This window comes from Streptomyces sp. NPDC005423 (assembly GCF_040606415.1).
Lineage (GTDB): Bacteria > Actinomycetota > Actinomycetes > Streptomycetales > Streptomycetaceae > Streptomyces.
Genome location: NZ_JBEXET010000067.1, coordinates 1 through 23,340, shown reverse-complemented (window position 1 = coordinate 23,340; position 23,340 = coordinate 1). Strand labels below are relative to the sequence as shown.

Sequence of the window (23,340 nt, the reverse complement as noted above, 5' to 3'; positions counted from 1 at the left end):
GGGGTGTCAACCTCGCGGCTCTGGCCCGTAGTCGGTGGTGACGCTGGGTGTCCGTCAGGGCAGGAGGATGCGGTGGCGGAGGAGGTCGAATCTGGCGCGTCCGTGCATCTGTCTCATGATCCTTTTGGTGCGGGTGTTGACGCCTTCGGTGCGGCCGTTGTGGTAGGGCAAGGTGAGGCCGGCGTCCACGGCCGCCCGGTCGATTTCGAGGCCGTTGGCGAAGCTGCGCAGGTGGGGCAGGTCGAGGGCGCGGGCGGTGTTGATCCACTCGGTGAGTTTCACGTCGTTGCCCTCGCCCGGTTTCAGCAGGGTGGCGAAGCCGCCTACGAGATCGGCGATTGCGGTCATCTCCGGGCAGGCCGCGGCGATCTTCTCCAGCAGGGTCGTTTCCTTCGGGCGCAGGTTTTCGGGGTCGGTGAGCATGAGACGGCCGACGTGACGTGGGGTGGTGACGGGGCGGTCGCCTTCAACACGGCCCTGATTGAGGTAGCGGACCAGCAGGTTGGCGCTGCCGGTGTAGCCCAACTCCCGGATCTCTTCGGGGAGGTGGGTGACAGCAACTGCCGGTTCCGCCGCGCGGCGGGCTCGCAGATGGTCGCGGTAGGGGTCGACGAGGGTGGGCCGGTAGGCGGGGGCGATGCGCTGGGCCGGGGGTTCGGGCATGCGGGCATAGCGTTTGACAGTGTTCAGGGCCAGGCCCAGGCGGCGGCAGCAGTCGAGCAGGCCGACGCCCTGGCCGAGGAGGTCGTGGATCTTGTTCCAGCGTTCGCGGGTGGTCTGCTCGCGTACTCCGCCGGGGCGGGGCGGGTTGATGGTGGCCCAGCAGCCGGTGTGCGCGCGGACCTCGAGCTGGACTTTGTCACAGAGGTTTCTCCAGAGGTGCCATCGGTCGCTGACCTGCACCGCATCGGGCAGGGCACGGCGGATGGCCTCGGCGTAGGTGGCCGAGCCGTCGCGGCACACGACCTCGGCGCCAGGATGTTCGCGCAGCCAGGACTCCAGGGTGGCCCTCTCGCGGTCGGGCAGGACCGCGACGCGTCGGCCGGTCTCGGCATCCGTGATGATCGTGGCGTAGCGGTGGCGGCGGCCCAGGGCGAAGTCGTCCACGCCGATCACCCGTGGGACCGTGAGTTGCGGCAGCGGCAGGCGTCGCAGATGGCGCAGCGCGGTGCTGCGGGAAACGGGCACGGCCAGCAGGCGGGCGAGGCGTGCGCCTGCCCGGCCGCATAACTCCCGTGCTACCTGGGATATCTGCCAGGCAAGCCGCACCGTGCGGCGCTGATAGCGCTCCAGCAGTCCGGGAATCTGTTCGCGGAAGGTCTGCCGCCGGCAGCCCATGACCGGACAGACCAGCCGCCGTACGCGCAGGTGGACGACGACCTGGCGGCCGTCGACCGGCACGTCCGTCACCGTCCGGCTGTGGTACCCGTGCACCTTCGCCGTCAGCGTCCGGCACACCGGACACGGCACCGCCGCAGCCCGAGTGCGAGCCGCGACCACCACCGCGTCACCACTATCCGCCACGTCCACGACGACCAGCACCGACAGTCCGGAAAACACCGTTTTTTACGAGGGAGTTGACATCCATCACAAAATCATGATCAAGGACGGCTACCCGGCGTCACCACCGACTACGGGCCAGAGCCGGTGAGCGTACAGACCCGCCGCGTACTTCGCACTGTCGGGTTCTGTTCCGCCGCTGCGGGTGTAGTGCTGTTTCCCGTCGACTTCGAGCACCACGCGACGGTTCCCCAGCAGCAGCATCAGGAAGTCCATGCGCAGGTTTTGCAGGGCGCGTGCGCCGCGTTCGCGGACGGTCTTGGGGTCCCAGTGCACCCATATTTCCGGGAGCAGCGCGGGTATCTGGCTCAGGTTGTCCTTGTGGATGTTGTGGTAGAGCCAGAACAGGTTGTGCTGCCCTGGGGACTCGCGTGGTAGAGACGCCTTCATGCGGCCGAACAGGGTTTGGTTGGCTTCGGCGGGGTCGGCGATGTTGCGGGTCTCCTGCCACCAGGACAGCAGGTCGTGCCAGAGCAGTCCGTCCTTGCCGACCGGGCGGTCGTAGACCAAGACTTGGTCGGCGCGTTCGGCGACCTCGATGTCGTTGTCGAGGGCGCTGGTGAAATGGATGTCCGGCTTTCCCAGGGTGGCGAAGATGAGGTTGTGCGGCCGGCGTGCTGTGCCTCGGCCGATCTGGATGAGGTGGAACAAGGGGTAACCGTCGGCTTCCCCTTCGTGCCGGAGCTGCGCGCCGATGGGCTGCAGGTGGCGGTTGGCCAGTGTCATGTGAGGTCTCGGGACTTTGTTGACAGAACCAGATGTCGAACTGGTCGCGGGCGTAGCCGAGTGTGGGGTGGCCCGCCATTCGTCAGGCGAGCCATGCGGACTCCTTGTGACGTATGCGTGGGGAGACGTCCGAGTCGCCCGCGGCAGCGGACGTGCCCGTGGTGCCGGGTGTGGCCGAGTGCCCCAGGTGGCGGTGCACGAAGTGGATGGCCATCGCGCCCTCACCGGCCGCCGAGGCCACCCGCTTCACCGAGCCGCTGCGGACGTCCCCTACCGCGAAGACCCCGGGCAGGCTGGTCTCCAGGGTCATGCACGAGCGCCCAAGGCCGTGCCACACCTCGGAGTAGGCGCAGGCTTCCTGGGCCTCCGGGCCGGTGAGGACGAAGCCGCGTGCGTCGAGGGCGAGCGCGCCGGACAGCCACTCGGTGTGGGGGTCGGCGCCGGTGAAGACGAATAGGGCCCGTACCGCGAGCCGGCGGTGCCCGCCCGTGCGGTTGTCGACCACGTCGAGCTCCTCCAGCACCTCCTGGCCGGTGACCTCGGTGACCTCGGTGTGCAGCATGACCTCCACCCGCGGATGGCGTTCGACCTGGTCGACCAGGTAGCGGGACATGTTGGCCTCAAGGCTGGGTCCTCGGACCAACAGGTGCACCTTCGGGGCGTACCCGGCGAGGAACAGCACCGCCTGGCCCGCCGAGTTGCCTCCGCCGACGACGGCCACCGGGTCGGTGCGGCACTGCTGGGCCTCGTAGACGGTCGCCGAGTAGTGGACGCTCGTTCCCTCCAGGCGTTCGATGCCGGGCACCCGGAGCCGGCGGTAGCGGGCACCCGTGGCCAGGACGACGGCGCGGGCGGCGATCTCGCTGCCGTCGGCGAACGCCACCACGTAGTGGTCCTCGTCCTTGGGATGGAGACCGGTCGCCTCCACCGGAATGCTGATCCTGGCGCCGAACTTGTCGGCCTGGAGCACGGCGCGTTCGGTGAGTTCGGCGCCGGAGATGCCGGAGGGGAAGCCGAGCAGGTTCTCGATGCGGGACGAGGTGGCGGCCTGGCCGCCGGTGGCTATCGCCTCCACCACGGTGGTGTTCAGGCCCTCGGAGGCGGCGTACACCGCGGCAGCGAGGCCGGCGGGTCCGGAGCCGACGATGAGGACGTCGCCGTGACGGTTTCCGGCGGGCAGGGACGGCAGGCCGATGAGCCGGGCCAGTTCCGCGTTGCTGGGGTTGCGCAACAGGGTGGTGTCCCGCCAGATGACGAGCGGTGTCTCCTCGGGGCCGACGCCGAAGCGGCGCAGCAGCTCCTCGGCCTCCTCGTCGGTCTCCAGGTCGATCCAGCGGTGCGGCAGCCGGTTGCGGATGGCGAACTCGCGCAGCCGCCTGGTGTCGGGCGAGTAGCGCGAGCCGATGATGCGGAAGCCAGCGCCCTGTCCGACGAGCAGTGCGCGACGGCCCAGACAGGCGCGCAGTACGACGTCCCCGATGGTGGAGTCCTGGGACACCAGGTGGCGCAACTGGTCCAAGGAGACGGCGAGGACCTCGCCCGGCTCCCTGGCGACAGCGGTGTAGAAGGCCACCTGCCCGTGCAGCAGCCCGAGTTCGCCGATGAAGCGACCGGGGCCGTGCACGCGCAGCACGTGCTCCTCGGGAGTGCCGTAGTCCTCGACGACGGCAACGGTACCGCTGAGGACGACGAAGAACGTTTCGCAGCGCTCCCCCTCCTGGATCAGCACGTCGTTCGGAGCCATGCTCCGGCGCTGCCCGTGCTCCGCCAGACGTGCCGTCTGGTCCTCCGTAAGGCGCGGATACGCGCCGCAGGTGTCCGGGGTCTCCCGGAAGACGGCCTCGTCCGCTTCCTCCGGCACCGGTTCTCCGCCCGGCAGGGGCTGGTCGCCGGACATCAGACGAACGCCTCGTGAACGTAGCACCAGCGCCATTCCTCGCCGGGCTGGAACGACTGCACGATCGGATGGGCGTCGGCAGCTGCGTGCCTACGCGCGTGCTTGTTCGGCGAGGAGTCACAGCAGCCGACGTGCCCACAGGTCAGGCAGAGCCTCAGGTGGACCCACGGGGAGCCGAGCAGCAGACACTCCTGACACCCTTCTGGGGTCAGCGGCTGGACCGGCCGGACAAGCGCGAGGTGGGGGTCTGCGTGCAGGGTCATCCGGATCTCCCTTCCCGGGCCGTGATCGACTGTTCCACCCACTGGCGCAGAGCGGGGGCGGGCGCCGCCCCCGCCTGCCGGGCGACCGTCTCGCCTTGGTCGAGGACGAGCAGTGTCGGTACCGCCTGGACCTCGAAACGCTGCGACAGCTGCGGGTTCTTGTCGATGTCGACCTTGACGAGTTTGATGCGGCCGGCGAGATCGGTGGCGACCTTCTCCAGCGCGGGGCTGACCATGCGGCAGGGGCCGCACCAGGTGGCCCACAGGTCGACCACGACGGGGACGTCGGCCCGCTCGGCGACCTCGGTGAAGTCGTCGTCGCCCGCGTCCACCATCCACGGCAGGGGCTGCTTGCAGTGGCCGCACCTGGGGCGGCCCTCGGCGGCCACGGGCACCCGGTTGGTGCGCCCGCAGTGCGGGCAGGTGATGTTGGTGGCCCGCACGGTGCTCATGCCGCCCGCGCTCCCTTCACGTCCTCGGGCTGGTCGTAGGTGACCACCAGCTCTCCGTGTTCGGCGTCGACGCGGACCGTCGCGCCGTCCTGGACGTCGCCGCGCAGCAGGGCGCGTCCGACCAGTGTCTCGACCTCGTGGGAGATGTAGCGGCGCAGTGGCCGGGCCCCATACACCGGGTCGTAGCCTTGGTGGGCGATCACTTCCCGGGCGGCGTCGGTGAGTTCGACGGTGATGCGGCGTTCGGCGAGCCGCTGCCGCAGTTCGTCGAACTGCAGTTCCACGATGCGCTCGATCTGTCGCTCGCCGAGCGGTTTGAACAGCACGATGTCGTCGACGCGGTTGAGGAACTCCGGGCGGAAGTGCCCGCGCAGCTCGCCCATCACCAGGGCGCGGGCGTCGGGCTTGATCTCGCCTTCGGCGGTGGCGCCGTCGAGGAGGTGCTCGGAGCCGATGTTGGACGTCATGATGATCACGGTGTTGCGGAAGTCGACGGTGCGGCCCTGAGCATCGGTGATGCGGCCGTCGTCGAGGATCTGCAGCAGGGTGTTGAAGACATCGGTGTGCGCCTTCTCGATCTCGTCGAACAGCACAACCGAGTACGGCTTGCGGCGTACGGCCTCGGTGAGCTGGCCGCCCTCCTCGTAGCCGACGTATCCGGGCGGCGCGCCCATGAGCCGGCTGACGGTGTGCCGCTCCTGATACTCGCTCATGTCGAGGCGGACCATGTTCTCGTCGGAGTCGAACAGAGTCCTGGCGAGGGTCTTGGCCAGCTCGGTCTTCCCCACGCCGGTGGGGCCGAGGAAGATGAACGAGCCGATGGGGCGGCGAGGGTCGCGGATGCCGGAGCGGGCGCGGATGATGGCGTCGGCGACGAGCTTGACGGCCTCGTCCTGGCCGATGACGCGCTCGCGCAGGATGTCGTCGAGGCGCAGCAGTTTCTCGCGTTCGCCCTCCTGAAGGCGAGAGACGGGGATGCCGGTCCAGGCCGCGACGATCTCTGCGATCTCTTCCTCGGTGACGACCTCGCGCAGCAGCCGGTTCTGCCCTTGCTTAGCGGCCAGTTGCTCCTCCTCTGCGGCAAGTCGGCGCTCCAGTTCCTGGAGTCGGCCGTAGCGGAGTTCAGCGGCGCGGTTGAGGTCGTAGGCGCGTTCGGCTTCCTCCGCCTCGTGGCGGACCTGCTCCAGTTCCTGGCGCAGTTCCTGCACGCGGCGGATCGCCTGCCGTTCGGCCTCCCACTGGGCGTGTTTGGCGTCGGCCTCGCTGCGCAGGTCGGCCAGTTCCCTGCGCAGCTCCTCCAGGCGGGTTTTGCTGGCGGGGTCGGTCTCCTTGGACAGGGCCGCTTCCTCGATCTCCAGGCGGGTGACGCGGCGGGTGATCTCATCGAGTTCGGCGGGCATCGAGTCGATCTCGGTACGCAGCCGGGCGCACGCCTCGTCGACGAGGTCGATGGCCTTGTCGGGCAGGAACCGGTCGGTGATGTAGCGGTGGCTGAGGGTGGCCGCGGAGACCAGCGCGGTGTCCTGGATCTTCACGCCGTGGAACACCTCCAGGCGTTCGCGCAGTCCGCGCAGGATGGAGATGGTGTCCTCCACGCTCGGCTCGCCGACCAGGACCTGTTGGAAGCGGCGTTCGAGGGCGGCGTCCTTCTCGATGTGCTTGCGGTACTCGTCGAGGGTGGTGGCGCCGATCATGTGGAGTTCGCCGCGGGCGAGCATCGGCTTAAGCATGTTGCCCGCGTCCATGGCCCCTTCGGCGGCGCCCGCGCCGACGACGGTGTGCAACTCGTCGACGAAGAGCAGGATCCGCCCCTGGGCGGCTTTCACCTCGGACAGCACGGCCTTGAGGCGTTCCTCGAACTCACCGCGGTACTTGGCACCGGCGACCAGGGAGCCCATGTCGAGGGCGAACACCGTCTTGTCGCGCAGGCCCTCGGGGATGTCGCCGCGAACGATGCGCTGGGCCAGTCCCTCGACGATGGCGGTCTTGCCGACGCCGGGGTCGCCGATGAGGACGGGGTTGTTCTTGGTCTTGCGGCTGAGGATCTGGGTGACGCGGCGGATCTCCGCGTCACGGCCGATGACCGGGTCCAGCCGCCCGGACCGAGCCTCGAGGACCAGGTCGCGGCCGTACTTCTCCAGAGCCTCATAGGCCACTTCGGGGTTGGCGGAGGTGACGCGCTGGTTTCCGCGGACCTGGGTGAGCGCGCTCAGGAACGAGTCCCTGGTGATGCCGGCCTGTTTGAGAAGTCGCCCGGCGGCGGTCGAAGAGCTTTCCTCAGCCAGGGCGAGGAGGAGGTGCTCCACGGACACGTACTCGTCCTTGAGGCGTTTGGCCTCCCGTTCGGCGGCGTCGAGCAGCCGGGAGAGGCGCTGGGTGACGAAGACCTGGCCGGGTGCCGCGCCGGGGCCTGTGACCTTTGGGCGGCGCGAGAGTTCCTGGCGCACGGCAGCGCGCAGTTCCGTCGGCTCGGTGCCGGCCTGTTGCAGCAACCGCGGGATCAGACCGTCCTCCTGATCGAGAAGTGCGAGCAGCAGGTGTTCCCCGTCGACCTCGGTGTGCCCCATGCCGACGGCCGCGGTCTGGGCCTCCTGGAGGGCTCCTTGGGACTTCTGGGTGAGACGGTTCATGTCCATGGGGGTGTTTCACTCCTCGTGCCGCGGCCGCGCAGGGCGGCTTCGAGCAGGCTGATGCGGTCGAGTAGGTCGAGCACTAGGCCGATGGATGCGTAGTTGAGGCAGAGTCCGGTGCGCAGCCGCTGGATGCGGGCGAGAACCGCCGGGGCCGTGGAGTCGAACACCAGGTGCCCCGCGGCGTCGCGTTCGGCGTCGACCAGGCCGAGGGCGACGAACCGGCGGATCAGATCGGGGTGGAGGCCCGAGCGACGGGCCACTGTGTCGAGGGAGAGCCTGGGGGCGGGCACGAGCGCGTACCGGACGGCCGTCGAGGCGGTGATGTCGGCGCCCGTTCGTACCGGACGGGCGCCCCCGCCGGCCCAGCCGGTGCCTGTCGCTCCCGCGGGTCGGTCGTTCATCGCGTCCTCCTGGGGTCGAACGAGGAAGTTGCGGCGAGCTCCTCGAACAGTTCGCGCTCCCGGTCGCCGAGGGCGGGCGGCACCATGATGCGGAGTTCGGCGTACAGGTCGCCGTTCGCGCCGCGCGGGTTCGGCATGCCCTCGCCGCGCAGCCGGAGCCGCCGGCCGCTGGACGAGCCGGCGGGCACCGTGACCTTGGCCGTGCCACCGCCGGGCGTGGGCACCGGCACGGTCGCGCCCAGGGCCGCCTCCCAGGGGGCGACCGGGACCTGGATGTGCACGTCGCGGCCGTCCAGCCGGAACCGGAGGTGGGGCTGGATACGCACCCGCAGGTACAGGTCGCCCGCGGTGGCGTCACCACTGCCCCGGCCGCCCTCGCCCGTCAGCCGGATGCGCTGCCCGTCGGTGACGCCCGGCGGCACGTCGACCTCGTACCGCCGCGGCTGCCCGGTGGGACCGGCGAGCGCGATGGTGCGACGGCCGCCTCGGTACGCCTCCTCGACGGTGAGCGGCAGCTCGGCCTCCTGGTCCGCTCCGGGGACGCCGCCTGGGGCGGCGCCGGCTCCGAACATGGAGCCGAGCAGGTCCTCGATGTCGATGCCCTCCGCGCCGAAGTCGTCGCCGAAGCCGGTGGCGTATCGGACACGAGGGCCGCCCGCGCCCGTAGTCCCCCGACCTCGGAAGCCGCCGCCCGCGCCGGCCGCGACCCGTTCGTCGAAGTCCTCGGGGATCTTGCGGAAGTCCTCGCCGAAGCGGTCGTAGCGGGCCCGGGTCTTGGGATCGGACAGGACGCTGTGTGCCTCGTTGAGGTCCTTGAAACGCTCCTCCGCCGCGGGGTCCTTGTTGACGTCGGGGTGGTACCTGCGGGCGAGTTTGCGATACGCCTGCTGGATCTCGTCCTGGCTCGCGGACCGCGACACGCCCAGCACCTCGTAGAGGTCCCTTGCCATGACCCGTCACTCCCGCTTCGCGACGGTGACGGCGGCGGGCCTGAGCTGCCGTTCGCCGTCCCCGTAGCCGGGGCGCAGCACCTCGACGACGGTGCCCGGCTCGACGGCGGGGTCCCGGACGACGCCGACCACCTCGTGCCGGGCCGGGTCGAAGGGGACGCCGGTCTCCGCGTGCCGCGGGTAACCGAGCACTTCGAGAACGTTCACCGCCTGGTCGCGGACCGCGCGAACGCCCTCCACGATCGCGCCGGGGTCGGCGCCGGCATGGGTCAACGCGAGTTCGAGGTTGTCGACAACGGGCAGGAAGGCAGCGGCCGTACGGGAACGCTCGACCGTCCGCTCCCGCTGCAGTTCCCTGGCGTGGCGCTTGCGGAGGTTGTCGAGGTCTGCGAGCGCGCGCCGCCAGCGGTCCTCCAGCTCCTGGATCGCGGTCGCGTACTCGTCCTCGGCAGGCGCGGGGCCCGCGGCGTCGGGTCCCGGCTTGTCGTGCGCTGCCAGCGGCCGGGGCGGCGGCTTCGAGTGCGGCAGGTCCCCGCGAGGGTGGCGTACGGCGCCTTCCGGGACCGGTTCGACCGGATCCGTCGCGGCCCGGTCGGATTCCTGGGGGTGGCTGGGCATAGGGCGCCTCAGTCCTTGTCGAAGTCGGCGTCGATGACATCGTCGTCCCCGCCACCGCCACCGCCGCTCGTGGGACCACCGGTGGCGGCGTCCTGACCGGAACCACCCGTGGCGGCGGCGCCCTGGTGGGCCACCAGCCCGGCGAGCACCTGCTGGAGTTCGGAGGCCAGGGGCCGCACCCGCTCCACGCCCGCCTCTTCCTTGACCGCGGCCCGGGCGTCGGACACGAGCATCTCGGCGCGTGCCTTCTCGTGCGCGGGCGCTGCGTCGCCCAGTTCGGCGAGGCGCTTCTCGACCTGGTACGCGACGGCGTCGAGCTCGTTGCGGGCGTCGACGGCCTCGCGCAGGGCCTGGTCCTGACCCTGGTTGCGCTCGGCCTCCTGCACCATGCGTTCGACCTCGCTGCGGTCGAGGTTGGAGCTCTCGCTGATGGTGATGCCCTGTTCCTTGCCGGTGTCCTTGTCCCGCGCGGTGACGTTGAGGATGCCGTTGGCGTCGATGTCGAACGTGACCTCGATCTGTGCTTCGCCCCGCGGCGCCGGCCGGATGTCCGTGAGCTGGAACCGGCCGAGTACCCGGTTGTCGGCGGCCCGCTCTCGCTCCCCCTGGAGAATCACCACATCGACGGCCGGCTGGTTGTCCTCGGCGGTGGAGAAGGTCTCACTGCGTCGGACCGGGATGGTGGTGTTCCGCTCGATGATCTTCGTCATCACTCCGCCACGCGTCTCCACGCCCAGCGACAGGGGGGTGACGTCGAGCAGCAGGACGTCCTTGACCTCGCCCTTGAGCACCCCGGCCTGGATCGCGGCGCCCAGGGCCACGACCTCGTCGGGGTTGACGCTCATGTTGGGTTCCTTGCCGCCGGTCAGCCGGCGGACCAGGGCCTGGACCGCCGGGATACGTGTGGAACCGCCCACGAGGATGACCTCGTCGATGTCGCTCTCGCCGACCTTGGCGTCGGCCATGGCCTGCTGGACCGGTCCCAGGCAACGCTCCACGAGGTCACCGGTGATCTGCTCGAACGTGGACCGCATGACCGAGTCCGTGAGGTGCTTGGGCCCCACCGCGTCAGCGGTGATGAACGGCAGGCTGACCTGGGTCTGCGTAACCGAACTGAGCTCGGTCTTGGCCTTCTCCGCCGCCTCGAAGAGTCGTTGCAGCGCCTGCGGGTCCTTGCGCAGGTCGATGCCGTTCTCCTTCTGGAAGTCGTCCGCGAAGTGATCCACCAGACGCCGGTCGAAGTCGTCGCCGCCCAGGTGGCTGTCGCCGGCGGTGGAACGGACCTCCACCACGCCGTCGCCGACGTCGAGGATGCTCACGTCGAAGGTGCCGCCGCCCAGGTCGAAGACGAGGACGGTCTCGTGCCGCTTCTTGTCCATGCCGTACGCGAGGGCGGCCGCCGTCGGCTCGTTGATGATCCGCAGCACCTCCAGTCCGGCGATCCGTCCGGCGTCCTTGGTGGCGGTGCGCTGAGCGTCGTTGAAGTAGGCGGGCACCGTGATGACCGCCTCCGTGACCCGTTCCCCCAGTTGCTTGCCAGCGTCGTCGGCGAGTTTGCGCAGCACCTGTGCGCTGATCTCCTCGGGCGCGTAGAGCTTGTCCCGCACCTTGAAGCGGGCCGCCCCGCCGTCGCCCTCGACGATGTCGTACGCCACCGCCCTGGCCTCGTCCGAGATCTCGTCGTAGTGCCGGCCGATGAACCGCTTGGCCGAGTAGATGGTGCCCTTCGGGTTGAGGATCGCCTGGCGCCGGGCCAGCTGGCCCACCAGTCGCTCGCCGGTGTCGGTGAAGGCCACCACGGACGGCGTCGTGCGGTTGCCCTCACTGTTGGGCACGACGGACGGTTCGCCGCCCTCCCACACGGCGATCACCGAGTTGGTCGTGCCCAGGTCGATGCCCACTGCCTTGGCCATGAGGAACTCCTCCCGGTACGGCGCCTGCGTCGGCTCTCCGGATCACGTTCGTTTCAGGTAGGGGGTGGGACCTCCGCCGGTTTCCTGCCTGTGCGCACGGAGGGTCTCGAGCACTGTCCAGGGTGACGAACCGGGTGGCTCCACGCCTGCGCCTGGCGAGTCAGGAATGCACGGCTCCGGTCGCCCCACGAGTACGAGAGGAGGAATCCGAACATCTCGGACGAGCCGGACGGGAGGGAGTACCACCCCTCGGCTGTAGGCTCGAGGAGAACGGAGTGATCCGATGGCCAGCATCCGGGCGCACCACCTGTACCGGGAGGGCAGCCTCCGCGAGGGCAGCGGCCGGCGGCACCTCGCGGCTGCGCGGACAGCGCCTCGCCCACCCGCTCCAACCCCGGCCGATCAGGCCCTCCGCAAACTGATGGTGCTCTCCCGCGCTCTGTTCGACACCCCGGACGAAGGCGAGATCCTGCGCCTGGCCATGGACCACATAGCCGCCGCAGGGCCATACAGCGCCGAGGCCGGATACCTCAAGGTGGACGGCGACCTGGTGCCCAGCCCGAGGAACGGGCAGACGCATGCCTCGGCTGTGGGCCGGAGGGTGCGGGAGCTGGCCGGGCAGGACGGCCCTGTGACCGTACCCGGCAGGCCCTGGGGCCGGGCCCTGGGGCTACGCGGACTTGAGGGACTCCACGGCTACCTCGTGGTGACGTCCCGCTCCCGGCCATCCGAGGCCGAGCAATCCCTGCTCGCCAAGCTCGTCCGGCACACCGCTGCTGCACTGTCAGTCGCCTTCGCATACCGACGCCAACGCGAGGAAGCGTTGGAGCTGCACCGACTGAGGGACGAACGCACGACCCTCCAGCGGCAGCTGATCTCCGTCGTGGCCGAGCTCAGGTACCAGCGGGCCGTTCACGCGCTCATGGCCGACGTCGCTGCCTCGGGCGGCGGCGAGGAAGCCATCACCCGCACACTGCACACGCTCACTGGACTCCCCGCGCTGGTCGAGGACCGCTTCGGTCGGCTGAGGTCGTGGACCGGCCCCGGCCGCCCCGACCCCTATCCCGAGCCGGACCCCGTGCGCCAGGACGAAATGCTGAACGCCGTCGCCCGTCAGGCCGGGCCGGTGCGGATAAAGGACCGGCTGATCACCCTGGTCCGCCCGCGCGGCGAGATCCTGGGCGTGCTCGCCCTGGTCGATGCCCGGGACGAGGCCGACGAGCACACCGTACTCGCGCTGGAACACGCCGCCGCGTCGCTCGCCCCGGAGCTGGCGCACCTGCGCAATCTGGCCGAAGTGGAACTGAGGCTGCACCGCGAGCTGGTCGACGACCTCTTGGCAGGGACGGACGAAGCGAGCGCCAACGCCCGGTACGAGGCAGTCGGACACGACCTGCACCGCAGCCACTACATCGTCGTGGTGCAGTGGCCGAACCGGACTGCGGACGATTCCTTCGCGCAGACCGTGGGACAGGCGGCCTCTGGCGTGGGCATGCGCTCGCTGCTGACCCGGCGTTCCGACCACGTGGTCCTGGTCGCGGACGACAGGCCGCACGCCCGCGCGTTGTACGAGGCGCTCGCCCGGGAGACCGGGACCCGGTCCGGGACGATCGGGGTGAGCGCCCCTTGCGACTCCCTGGACGACATCCCCCACCACTACGAGGAGGCGCGGCGCGCCATGGACGTGCGCCGCCACTCCCGCGAGCGCTACGGCACGACGTTCTTCGACGAGCTCGGCCTCTACCGCATCCTGGGGCCTGGCAATGATTACCGGGAACTGGAGACGTTCGTCCAGGAGTGGCTCGGGCAGCTCATCGACTACGACTCCCGGCACCACACGGCCATGGTGGAGACCCTGTCCCGGTACTTCGACTGCGGCGGCAACTACGACGAGACCGCGGACTCCCTCGCGATCCACCGCAGCACGCTTCGCTACCGGCTCCAGCGCATCCGCGACATCAGCGGCAACGACCTCGCGAACGTCGAGGACCGGCTGAACCTCCAGGTGGCGACCCGAGTGTGGAAGATCGTGCTGGGCGGCCCCGGCTGATGCCTCGTTAGAACTTTCGTGCGATCGGTGGCGGCAGCAGTTGGGTGGGCTGCGATGTCACAGAGCTGTGGTGGGTGGGTGGCCCTTCCTCGGTTCGATCCAGGGAGGTCGCGTCGCGCCACCAGTGCCGCCCCCATGTCGATGTCGGGCACTTCCAGTGCAACCCGGCGTACGACGCCAGCCACCGCGAACGCCCGGTCGACCACCTCGCGGTTGCCGTAGCCCGGCGGGAAGTCCACGAAGAGCTCCCCCGCGAGGTCGGCAAGTGCCACCTTTCCCCGCTGCGCGAGCGGATGGGCGGCGCTCACCACCAGGACGAGCGGAACGGTGGCCGGCTCCCGTGCGTCGATCCCGGCGGGTTTGTGCTCGGGCAACGATAGGAAAGCCACGCCCAGGTTCCCGCTGAGCAGTGCGTGCGCCAGTCCCGCCGGTCCGGTCGTCGCCCGCCGCAGCCGGACGTCAATCGCTGGATGCCGCGCGGGAAGATGCCCGAGGAGCGCAGACAGGATCCACCACCCCTCGACCGAGGCCATGGCACCGACATCCACCGTGCCGCGCAGCGTGTCCTGCGCGGCGCGCATGGCGTCCTGGGCCGCCTGGGCGGCGTGGAGGGTGGCCTGAGCCTCCGCAGCAGCACCGCGCCCGCTCCAGTGATCCGGACCTGCTGCAACATGCGCGCCCCTCACGCCGTCATCAGGAGCGCGCGAGCCGGGCCGCGAGATAGGGCGCGGTGGCGCTGCGGCGAGCCCTCGCCAACTTGCGCGGCGGGCCCGCCGCGACCACCCGCCCGCCCGCGTCGCCGCCGCCCGGCCCGAGGTCGATGACCCAGTCGGCGGTGGCGATCGTGTCCAGGTCGTGCTCGACGAGGACGACCGTGTTGCCGGCGTCGACGAGCCGGTGCAGTTGTCGCAGCAGCAGCGCAATGTCCGAGGGGTGCAGCCCCGCCGTCGGCTCGTCGAGCAGGTAGAGCGCGTGTCCGCGGCGGGCTCGCTGGAGTTCGGTGGCCAGTTTGATGCGTTGCGCCTCACCACCGCTGAGTTCCGTCGCGGGCTGCCCCAGCCGCAGATACCCCAGTCCCACCTCGCGCAACGTCTCCAGACTGCGGGAGGCGGCCGGGACGGCGGACAGGAACTTGGCGGCGGCGTCGACGGACAGGTCCAGCACTTCCGCGATGTTCTTGTCGCGGTAGGTGACTTCCAGCGTTTCGGCGTTGTACCGGGCGCCCTGGCAGGTCGGGCACGGCGCGTAGGTGCCGGGCAGGAACAGCAGTTCGACCGCGACGAATCCTTCGCCCTGGCAGGTCTCGCAGCGCCCTTCGGGCACGTTGAAGGAGAACCGTCCGGCCGAGTAGCCGCGCGCCCTGGCCTCGTCCGTCGCCGCGTACAGCTTGCGCACCGCGTCGAACATCCCCGTGTACGTGGCAAGGTTGGACCGGGGAGTTCGGCCGATGGGCCGTTGGTCGACCCGGACCAGCCGGTCGAACGACTCGACCCCCGACGCGTCCTGGACGTCGACCTCCAGCTGCGCCTCGTCGGGCTCCTCGGGTGCGAGTCCGAGGTGGCCGCGGACGACCTCGGCGAGCACCTGCGTCACCAGCGTCGACTTCCCTGAACCGGACACGCCCGTCACCGCCGTCAGTACGCAGAGCGGTACGTCGACGGACACGTCGTGCAGATTGTGGCGGGAGACGCCGCTCAGGTGCAGCCAGCCGTGCGGTGTGCGCGGGCGGTGACCGAGCGGCTGGGCGCGCCCGAACAGGTACTGGCTCGTGGCCGACTCCCCGACCCGCTCAAGACCGGCGACCGGGCCGCTGTACAGCACGCGTCCGCCGCCCTCACCCGCGCCGGGGCCGATGTCGACCACCCAGTCCGCCCGCCGTACGACGTCCATGTCGTGCTCCACGACGAACAGTGAGTTGCCCGCCGCCTTGAGGCGGTCCAGCACGTCCAGCAGCGGTTCCGCATCAGCCGGGTGCAGGCCCGCGGAGGGTTCGTCGAGGACGTAGACGACGCCGAACAGCCCCGAGCGCAGCTGGGTGGCAATCCGTAGGCGCTGAGCCTCGCCGGGCGACAGGGTCGTCGAGCGGCGCCCGAGGCCGAGATATCCGAGGCCCAGGTCGAGCAGTACCTCGACCCGCGCGACCAGATCGCCGCAGATCCGGACCGCGACCTCGGTCGTCTCCCCGGATCGGGCGGTCGACGTGGTGGCGTCGGCCTCGGACCGCCCCGCGGCGGGCCGCAGCAGCGCCGCGACCTCGGTGAGCGGCATCGCGTTGACCTCGGCGATGGACCGTCCGGCGAAGGTCACGGCGAGCGCCTCGGGCCGCAGTCCGCTGCCGTGACACTCGGGGCAGGGCACACTCCTGACGAACCGGAGCGCCCGCTCGCGCATCTTCTCGCTCTTGGAGTCGGCGAGGACGTGCATGACGTGCTTGCGGGCGCTCCAGAACTTGCCCTGGTAGCCGTAGTCGACGCGGTCCTCCTCCGGCTCGATGTACACGGAGGGCTGCTCGTCCGTGTACAGCAGCCAGTCCCGGTCCTTCTTCCTGAGCCTGCGCCATGGTCGGTCGATGTCGATCCCCAGACCGCTCACGACACTACGCAGGTTGGCGCCCTGCCAGGCGCCCGGCCAGGCGGCGATCGCCCCCTCGCGGATGCTCAGCGAGGGGTCCGGGACGAGCAGATCCTCGGCGACGTCGTGCACGACGCCCAGTCCGTGGCACTCCGGGCAGGCGCCGGCTGCGGTGTTGGGTGAGAACGACTCGGCTTCCAGGCGTGCGGCCCGGGGCGGATAGGTGCCGACGCGGGAGTACAGCATGCGCAGCAGATTCGACAGCGTGGTGATGGTGCCGACCGTCGAGCGCGAGCTGGGCGACCCGCGTCGCTGCTGCAGGGCCACCGCTGGCGGCAGTCCGGTGATTTCCTGCACGTGCGGTGCGCCGACCTGTTGCAACAGCCTTCGGGCGTACGGTGCCACGGACTCGAAGTAGCGGCGCTGGGCCTCCGCGTAGAGTGTGCCGAACGCGAGCGAGGACTTGCCCGAACCGGAGACGCCGGTGAAGGCGACCATCGCGTCCCGCGGAACGTCGACATCGATGCTCCTCAGGTTGTTCTCACTGGCGCCCCGGACATGCACGAAGGGGTCGGTCGCGTCCTTGTCCACCGTTCCTGATTACCTGATCGCGCCGGGAACCGCGCGACAGGCGCCGTCACCGGGCCCCGCTCACACGAGCCTCCGGAGTGTCCCGGATCCATTTTCGATACACGGCCTTGGGCGGCGTGACGAGGTTGAACAGGAGGCGGGCCTGCTGCCGAGCGATCTCTTCGCGGTGCCGACCGGGGTGGAGCGGAGCGTGAGTCCGCGGTGGCGCACGCAACCCTGGCCCGGTGGTAGAGCAGGCTCTGCACGGGATGGACGAGCAGATCTGACCGTACCGCCTGCACCTGCCGGGAGGGGCCAGCGTGTCACGCGGCGTCGGCTACACCTCAGGAGCATCCTGTGAGCACGGGCGATCGCAGGGGCAGCCGACGAGAAGGAGTCATGCGGGTGTCGTCTCAGGGCGTTACGGTCGTGGCTCTCCTGGCGGATCCCGACGCGCCCACGGAGATCGCGCAGCGCATGGCCCGGACACTTCCCGCTCGGCTCGCCGACAAGTCAGGCCAGAGGCGACGGTTCGAGGTCGAGGTGGTCAGTGAGCCCTTCACCGCAGGGACCGAGGACCCGACCACCTTGATGCGCCGGATCATGGACCGCGGAAGAGCGGAGAGTTGGGACATCGTCGTGGCCCTCACCGACCTTCCGCTGCACTCACACGGGCTCAAGCTCGTGGTGGATCTGAGTCACGAACACGGGTTGGCACTGCTGTCTCTTCCAACGCTGGGGGGCCTACGGCTGCAGACCAGGGCCCGGCGGGCCGTGGAAGAAACCGTGCTCAGTTTGGCGGGTCGGCGGGCCACCGGGGCGGAGGAACCCACGCAGGTTCAGCCGTTGCCGGCTCCCTTCGTCAGTCGTTTCGCGCCTATTCACCAGGGCCGGGTCGGTGAGGAGGAGACCGTTGATCTTCGGTACGTCGTCAGCGGGCCGCGCGGTTACCTGAAGGTGCTCGTCGGCATGGTCCGCGCCAACCGACCGTGGCGCTTGGTGCCGGGCTTGTCGAAAGCCCTGGCGGCCGCACTCGCCACGGGAGCAGTCGCCACCGTGAACTCGACCATCTGGAACCTGGCCGAGTCCCTGAGCGCGCCGCGCCTCGTGATCGCCACGGTCGGGTCTGTCGCGCTCATGATCGGTTGGCTGATCGTGGACGCGCAGCTGTGGCATCGAACTGCGGAGCGCTCGCCTGAGGCGAGACAAAGGGCGAGGCTCTACAACACCTCGACGATCATGACCGTGGGTATCGGGGTGCTTGTCTGCTACACGGGTTTGATCGTCATCAACTTGGTGTGGGCTCTGTTCATCCTCAACGGCCAAGTGTTCGCCTCCACGACACGAACTCCGCTTCACGCCGCGGAATACTGGACGTTGTCCTGGTTCGTCGCTTCGGTCGCCACGGTGGGCGGGGCGCTGGGATCAGGCTTGGAGAGCGACGAGGCGATCCGGGCAGCCGCCTACTCCAAGCGCGAACAGGAGCGCCGCCACATGCTCCAGGACGACAACGGCGACTAGCTGGTGACCCGGGTCGGAGATTCGTTGGCGCCTGGTGGTTGGTGGTCGCCCGTGTACGAAGATTCCGCCGATCGGTCGGTGCGCGGCTGTTTTGCGTGGGGGCAGGCGGGGACTCGGAGGTACGCCGCCGACGCACCGGAGCACTGCCTGCGGCCCGGCGGCGGGCCGGGCGTTACCGAGCCGGTGAACGGCTTTCAGAGACCGGAGCCAGGGGCCCTGCCGTATGAACTCACGGGCGTCAGGCTTCGCATCCTCTCCACTCACCGCCGTGCCGCGGTCATGCCGCGGCACCTAAGGAGCATCATGAGAGCAGCTGTATACGAAGGACCGCGAACGGTCACAGTGAAGGACGTACCGGACGCGAAGATCGAACACCCCTGCGACATCATCGTCAAGATCACCGCTACCAACATCTGCGGTTCGGACCTGCACATGTACGAGGCCGCACCTCGTTCGAGTCCGGCCGCACCCTGGGACACGAGAACATGGGCCAGGTCGTGGAGGTCGGCTCGGCCGTCCGCAAGGTCCAGGTCGGCGAATATGTGGTCCTGCCCTTCAACATCGCCTGCGGCTTCTGCAAGCAGTGCGAGCGGGGTCTGACCAACTACTGCCTGACCATGCAGCCGGAACCGGCCCTTGCCGGAGCCGCCTACGGGTTCGCCGACATGGGCCCCTACCAGGGCGGCCAGGCGGAACTGCTGCGCGTGCCCTACGGCGACTTCAACGCGCTGCGTCTGGGCGAGGACGCCGCCGAGCGGCAGACCGACTACGTGATGCTCGCCGACATCTTCCCCACCGGCTATCACGCCACCGAGATGGCCCACGTCAAACCGGGCGACCAGACGATCGTCTTCGGGGCCGGTCCCGTCGGGCAGATGGCGGCCTACTCCGCCCTCCTCAAGGGCGCCGGCCGCGTGTGGGTAGCCGACCACCAGCCAGACCGGCTGCGCAAGGCCGAGGAGATCGGGGCCATCCCGATCAACACCGCCGAGCAGAAGCCGGCGGAGGTCGTCAAGGAGGCCACCCTCGGTCTGGGCGCCGACAACGGCTGTGAATGCGTCGGCTACCAGGCACACGACCCCGAGGGACATGAGGACGCCAGCCTCACGCTCAACGGACTGATCGACTCGGTCAGGTTCACGGGCGACATCGGCGTGGTGGGCGTGTTCCTGCCCGAGGACCCCGGCGGCGCGGAGGCCCAGGGAGAGCTGGAAGCGCGGGGCAAGGTCCCGATCGACTTCGGCATGATGTGGTTCAAGGGCCAGCGCATGGGCACCGGGCAGGCGCCGGTGAAGAGGTACAACCGGGCGCTGCGGGATCTGATCGCTGGCGGGAAGGCAAAGCCGAGCTTCGTCGTCTCCCACGAACTCAGTCTGGACGAGGCCCCCACCGCCTACGAGCACTTCGACGCCCGTGACGAGGGCTGGACCAAGGTGGTCCTGCACCCGAACGGACACGGGAACGGCCACAAGCGGTAGGCGACCCGGGGCCGCCGTCCCGCCCGTCCTCCGGCCGGGGCTGGGGACGATCGCCGCGCTCCCGGTAGGACGGACGGCGGACGCTCAGCAGTGTCCGCAGTGGCTGCACCCCGTCCAGCGGCTGCGGCCGCCGGCCTGTTCGCGGGGCGGGTAGGAGGCTTCCCTGCCCGACGGTTGCCGCACCTCAATCAGGCCGATGCGACCCGGCAGGGTGTTCCGGCTAGGCTCACACCCGTGACGTGGCTGCGGGCCTTCGGAGAGGTCGTGCGATCCGGGCTCACGATCGAGGAGACGCGGCTGGAGCCCCTGCTTGCGCTGCGCACGGCCGCAGGGATGGCGATCGTCATCGGGTCGGCGCTGTGGCTCGTCTCCCCTGCGTACGCCGCGTCCGCCGCCCTCGGTGCCTACTCCGCGGGTGGGGCCACCTTCCAGCGCACCTGGCGTCCACGCAAGGTGATCGCGCTCAGCGCGGGCGCGAGTCTGGCGCTCAGCACCTTCGTGGGCTACCTGGCGGCGGGGCGACTCGTGACGTTCCTCCCACTGCTGGCCGTATGGGCCTTCGCCGCGGGGATGGCGTGGGCTGTCGGATCGACCGCTGGGATCGTCGCAGCAACGACGGTCGGCAGCATGCTGGTGACCATCACCCTGCCCACGAGCGTCGGGCGAGCCCTGGAACACGCCGGGGTCATCGCGCTCGGGGGCGTGGTGCAGGCCGTGCTGATCTTACTGTTCCCGATCCGCCGTTGGGGGGCGCATCGCGACGCGCTCGCCGACGCCCTGGCCGCAGTGGCGGACTACGCCCGCCGGCTGCGGCACGACCCGACGGCCCCGTTCGACCCGGAGCCGTTGATGACGGCCAGGGACGCGGCCACCGTGACGCCATCACAGGCCCGCACCCGTCCCCCCGCCCTGCACGGCCCCCGGGGACTCGCCGAGCGTATTCGGCCGGTCGTCGCCGCGCTCGCCGACCCGGACGTCGGCGCCCCAGCTGAGGGACCCGGGCGGGACCGCGCGCGGGAGTTGCTCGACGCGGCCGCCGACGTCCTGGATGCGGCCGCCCGTTCGATCCGCCGCGGCAGTCTCGCCGAGGTACGGCCGGGGAGCACGGACGTCCTGCGTGTCGACGAGGAACACGAGGTGCTGGAGGGGCCCGCGCGGCAGGCCGCCGAGCGGCTCGTGGAACTGCTCGGCGAGGCGCTGGAGATCGCCGGGAGCGGCGGCGCGCGCGGGAGGACGCCTACACCGCCCGGCCCTGCCGGCGCCCAGTTCCTGGTGCGCCCGACAATGCTCCGGCTGGTCCCGGTCGTCGTCCGGGCGGTCCGCCGTGAGCTCCGGCGGGACTCGCCCGTGTTCCGGCACGCCGTGCGCCTGGCGGCAGTGGCCACGCTCGGTTACCTGATCGCCACCCGGCTGCCCCTGGGCCACAGCTACTGGGCGCCCATCGCCTCGGTGATGGTGATGCGGCCGGACTTCCACCGGACGTACGCGCGCGCGGTGGCCCGTTTCGCCGGGACCCTGGCGGGGGTCGCGCTCGCCACCGGGATGGTGCGGGCCCTGGGCCCGGACGCCCATGTGTTCGGCGCGCTGGCGGTGATCTCGGCGGGCCTGTCGTACACACTGATCCGTACCGGCTACGCCTACTCCCAGTGCTTCACTGCCGCGTACGTCGTCTTCCTGCTCGGCATGGGCGGTCAGGCGTGGGAGCAGACGGTCCCGGAGCGGGTGGTGCTCACCCTGCTCGGCGGGGCCCTGGCAATGCTGGCCTACGTGGTGTTCCCCGCGTGGGAGACGCCCCGGCTGCCGGGCCGGCTTGCGGACTGGCTCGCCGCCAACGGCCGCTACGCGGCCGCGGTGCTCCGCAGCTACGCCGAACCGACCCAGGAGCATCACGCCGACATGCGCAGGGCACTGCTGGCGAGCAGGGATGCACGTGCCGCCTGGCAGGAGACATACGACCGGGCAAGGCAGGAACCGGTCCGCCCCAGGGGTCTGACGTCGCGTGAGGCGAAGGAGGCGCAAGAGGCACTGAAGGGGTTCGGCCGGGCGGTGATGCTCATGGAGAGCCACGTCCCGCGGGCCGACAGCCGTTTCGTCCCCGAGGCGGAGCGGTTCGCCGAGGCCCTGGAGACGGACACCGCGAAGGCAGCAGTCGACGTGCGCGAGCACAGGAATCCAGACTGGGAGCGTGTGGAGGAGGCGCTCCACGCGTGGGAGGACGCTGCCGCCGGCAACCGGAGCCCGGTCGTGCGGCGCGAGGCGGAACTGCAAAAACGGGCCTTGGAAGACCTCGCGACGGCCGTGAGTCACACACCCCTGGAACGGGACGTCGGCTCTGCTCGCGAGGAGCAGCGGGTGCGGGCGGCCGTGGCAGCGGAAGGTGACGGATCAGCACCGCGCACCGGGGTGGGTGACGAAGTCGGCCATGGGGAGCGCCGCGCCTCCTGGAGCGGCAAGTAGTCTCCCGGCCGCGTCGGGCGCCTTTCCACCACTCCATCGTGATCTGCCTCGTCGCGGTGACGGGCGGTTCAGCCGCCGCGGCGTCGTTGAAGAACAGCCGCAGCGTTCGGGCGTTGGTCTGGTAGGTGTCCTCACCCTACGCGGCCAGCGCGGCCAGCGCGGCCAGCGCGGCCACCCAAGGCCCGGCAGAAGTCGGTCCGGGGCTGTCCCAAAAGTCCCAGCTGACCTTGAACTGGCGGCCGATCACCGTTCTGACGCGTTCCGGCGTCCACCGCCGGTCATCCCATCCGAAGGCGGCCGGCCCCGGGCCAACTCGCCCTCCAGCACCACGAACTGTGCATCGGAAAGCTTGGGAAGCTTCGCGGGCCCCGACGACTTCAGGGCCGCTGTCCCGCCCTCACGCCAGGCCCGGCGCCACCGTTGCACCGATCGCTCGCTCACCCGCAGATCCCTGGCGATCACCGCGGACTTCTCACCCCGGGAGAATCGCTCCCCGGCCTCCAGCCGGATCCCCGCACGGACAGCCTGCCGCTCAGCAATAAGACCTCCACCCTGCGCATACCGCATCCCACCGGCATACCGCATGGATCACACGACGTCACCCCCGACAACAACCCGAGAAGGTCAGTAGGAGTAGTCGCCGTGTCCGGCCCGGCGCAGGATGTCGCGTTCCCGGCCGGTCTGGGTGTCGAGTGAGTCCTCGTGGTCGATGACGATGGTGTCACCGGTCTCTCGGGCTCGTACCTGGGTCCGTAGGCGTCGGTCGCCTTGACCAGGAGGGCGTCCTGGTGGGCGGCGGGCCAGCTTTGGATCAGGTAGGACTCCACGACGTCATCCGTACTCTCGTCGACAGCCGTGTCTCTGCCGAGCGCGTGGACGCGCAGCCGGTAGGGGCCCGGTCCCTGGGACGGCAGCGAGGGCAGATCGGCAGGATCGTCCATCATCAGCGTCACCAGCACTTCCCCGGAGGGGGAATGGCATGGCATCTCAGCGATCTCTTCCCAGCCCAGAGCAGGGTCGGGTAGCTGTGAGTGCGTTTCGACCGTGACACGGACGCTGCCGGTGTGGATCCCGGTCGCCACCTCGACGACGCCGCCGACAGCGGATACGAGCCCGTTCTGGGTTGCGTCGAGATCGTCGGCCACGGGCCCTTGCGGGTCTGTGATCTGGAAGAGGTGATACTCAGCTTGTCCTACCTTTCAAGCGGGTCGGATCTGATCATTCGTAGGATCGGGGAAGCCCAGGGGTTGCGGGTATGGCTGTGAGCTTGTCGCCGCTTG

Annotated in this window: 17 protein-coding genes and 1 pseudogene; 4 read left to right on the top strand and 14 right to left on the bottom strand. The window is 70.0% G+C overall.

The annotated features are described in order from the left end of the window. Window positions 1-54: 54 nt before the first annotated feature. From ABZT12_RS36885 to dnaK, 10 genes are all read right to left on the bottom strand, one after another. Entirely contained in the window at window positions 55-1,560 is a 1,506-nt protein-coding gene (locus ABZT12_RS36885) for an ISL3 family transposase (protein WP_356393452.1), read from the bottom strand. A gap of 51 nt (window positions 1,561-1,611) precedes the next feature. Then, entirely contained in the window at window positions 1,612-2,286 is a 675-nt protein-coding gene (locus ABZT12_RS36880; RefSeq protein ID WP_356393450.1) for a hypothetical protein, read from the bottom strand. 82 nt (window positions 2,287-2,368) lie between these two features. Continuing rightward, the gene (locus tag ABZT12_RS36875; protein ID WP_356393448.1) at window positions 2,369-4,183 is read right to left on the bottom strand and encodes an FAD-dependent oxidoreductase; all 1,815 of its coding nucleotides are present in this window, start codon (window positions 4,181-4,183) and stop codon (window positions 2,369-2,371) included. After that, on the bottom strand, window positions 4,183-4,446 hold the full coding sequence (locus ABZT12_RS36870; protein WP_067378125.1) for a UBP-type zinc finger domain-containing protein: 264 nt from the start codon (window positions 4,444-4,446) through the stop codon (window positions 4,183-4,185). Before ABZT12_RS36870 ends, ABZT12_RS36875 begins: the two co-directional genes overlap by 1 nt. Next, window positions 4,443-4,898, bottom strand: a complete 456-nt coding sequence (trxA, locus tag ABZT12_RS36865; RefSeq protein WP_356393444.1) for a thioredoxin — start codon at window positions 4,896-4,898, stop codon at window positions 4,443-4,445. Before trxA ends, ABZT12_RS36870 begins: the two co-directional genes overlap by 4 nt. Beyond that, window positions 4,895-7,534 carry an ATP-dependent chaperone ClpB gene (gene clpB / locus ABZT12_RS36860; protein WP_356393441.1) on the bottom strand — a complete coding sequence of 880 codons (2,640 nt, stop codon included), beginning with the start codon at window positions 7,532-7,534 and terminating at the stop codon, window positions 4,895-4,897. The genes trxA and clpB overlap by 4 nt, the downstream gene beginning before the upstream one ends. Then, window positions 7,525-7,932, bottom strand: coding sequence for a chaperone modulator CbpM (locus tag ABZT12_RS36855; protein WP_356393439.1), 408 nt, complete (start codon window positions 7,930-7,932; stop codon window positions 7,525-7,527). The genes clpB and ABZT12_RS36855 overlap by 10 nt, the downstream gene beginning before the upstream one ends. Further along, window positions 7,929-8,882, bottom strand: coding sequence for a J domain-containing protein (locus tag ABZT12_RS36850; protein ID WP_356393437.1), 954 nt, complete (start codon window positions 8,880-8,882; stop codon window positions 7,929-7,931). The genes ABZT12_RS36855 and ABZT12_RS36850 overlap by 4 nt, the downstream gene beginning before the upstream one ends. A gap of 6 nt (window positions 8,883-8,888) precedes the next feature. Next, on the bottom strand, window positions 8,889-9,500 hold the full coding sequence (locus ABZT12_RS36845) for a nucleotide exchange factor GrpE (protein ID WP_356393434.1): 612 nt from the start codon (window positions 9,498-9,500) through the stop codon (window positions 8,889-8,891). Between the two features lie 8 nt (window positions 9,501-9,508). Then, entirely contained in the window at window positions 9,509-11,413 is a 1,905-nt protein-coding gene (gene dnaK / locus ABZT12_RS36840) for a molecular chaperone DnaK (protein ID WP_356393432.1), read from the bottom strand. Between the two features lie 283 nt (window positions 11,414-11,696). Here dnaK and ABZT12_RS36835 point away from each other — a divergent pair, with 283 nt between their 5' ends. Further along, complete coding sequence (locus tag ABZT12_RS36835) at window positions 11,697-13,463, top strand: helix-turn-helix domain-containing protein (RefSeq protein ID WP_356393429.1); 1,767 nt, start codon at window positions 11,697-11,699, stop codon at window positions 13,461-13,463. Here ABZT12_RS36835 and ABZT12_RS36830 read toward each other — a convergent pair. Together ABZT12_RS36830 and uvrA are read right to left on the bottom strand one after the other, a co-directional pair. Then, window positions 13,346-14,044, bottom strand: coding sequence for a LysR substrate-binding domain-containing protein (locus ABZT12_RS36830; RefSeq protein WP_356393427.1), 699 nt, complete (start codon window positions 14,042-14,044; stop codon window positions 13,346-13,348). The genes ABZT12_RS36835 and ABZT12_RS36830 overlap by 118 nt on opposite strands. Window positions 14,045-14,156: 112 nt before the next feature. Then, window positions 14,157-16,625, bottom strand: coding sequence for an excinuclease ABC subunit UvrA (gene uvrA / locus ABZT12_RS36825; protein WP_356393424.1), 2,469 nt, complete (start codon window positions 16,623-16,625; stop codon window positions 14,157-14,159). Between the two features lie 378 nt (window positions 16,626-17,003). On the opposite strand from uvrA, the gene ABZT12_RS36820 reads away from it, so the two are divergent. The 3 genes and pseudogenes from ABZT12_RS36820 to ABZT12_RS36810 all read left to right on the top strand — a co-directional run bounded on the left by ABZT12_RS36820 (window position 17,004) and on the right by ABZT12_RS36810 (window position 22,060). After that, window positions 17,004-18,125 carry a hypothetical protein gene (locus ABZT12_RS36820; RefSeq protein WP_356393421.1) on the top strand — a complete coding sequence of 374 codons (1,122 nt, stop codon included), beginning with the start codon at window positions 17,004-17,006 and terminating at the stop codon, window positions 18,123-18,125. Between the two features lie 303 nt (window positions 18,126-18,428). After that, a pseudogene (locus tag ABZT12_RS36815) lies at window positions 18,429-19,603 on the top strand (glutathione-independent formaldehyde dehydrogenase). Between the two features lie 234 nt (window positions 19,604-19,837). Beyond that, the gene (locus ABZT12_RS36810) at window positions 19,838-22,060 is read left to right on the top strand and encodes an FUSC family protein (protein ID WP_356393418.1); all 2,223 of its coding nucleotides are present in this window, start codon (window positions 19,838-19,840) and stop codon (window positions 22,058-22,060) included. Window positions 22,061-22,303: 243 nt separating this feature from the next. Here ABZT12_RS36810 and ABZT12_RS36805 read toward each other — a convergent pair whose 3' ends face one another. Beyond that, the gene (locus ABZT12_RS36805; RefSeq protein ID WP_356393415.1) at window positions 22,304-22,627 is read right to left on the bottom strand and encodes a helix-turn-helix domain-containing protein; all 324 of its coding nucleotides are present in this window, start codon (window positions 22,625-22,627) and stop codon (window positions 22,304-22,306) included. Then, window positions 22,519-23,205 carry a hypothetical protein gene (locus ABZT12_RS36800; RefSeq protein WP_356393466.1) on the bottom strand — a complete coding sequence of 229 codons (687 nt, stop codon included), beginning with the start codon at window positions 23,203-23,205 and terminating at the stop codon, window positions 22,519-22,521. The genes ABZT12_RS36805 and ABZT12_RS36800 overlap by 109 nt, the downstream gene beginning before the upstream one ends. Window positions 23,206-23,340 lie beyond the last annotated feature (135 nt).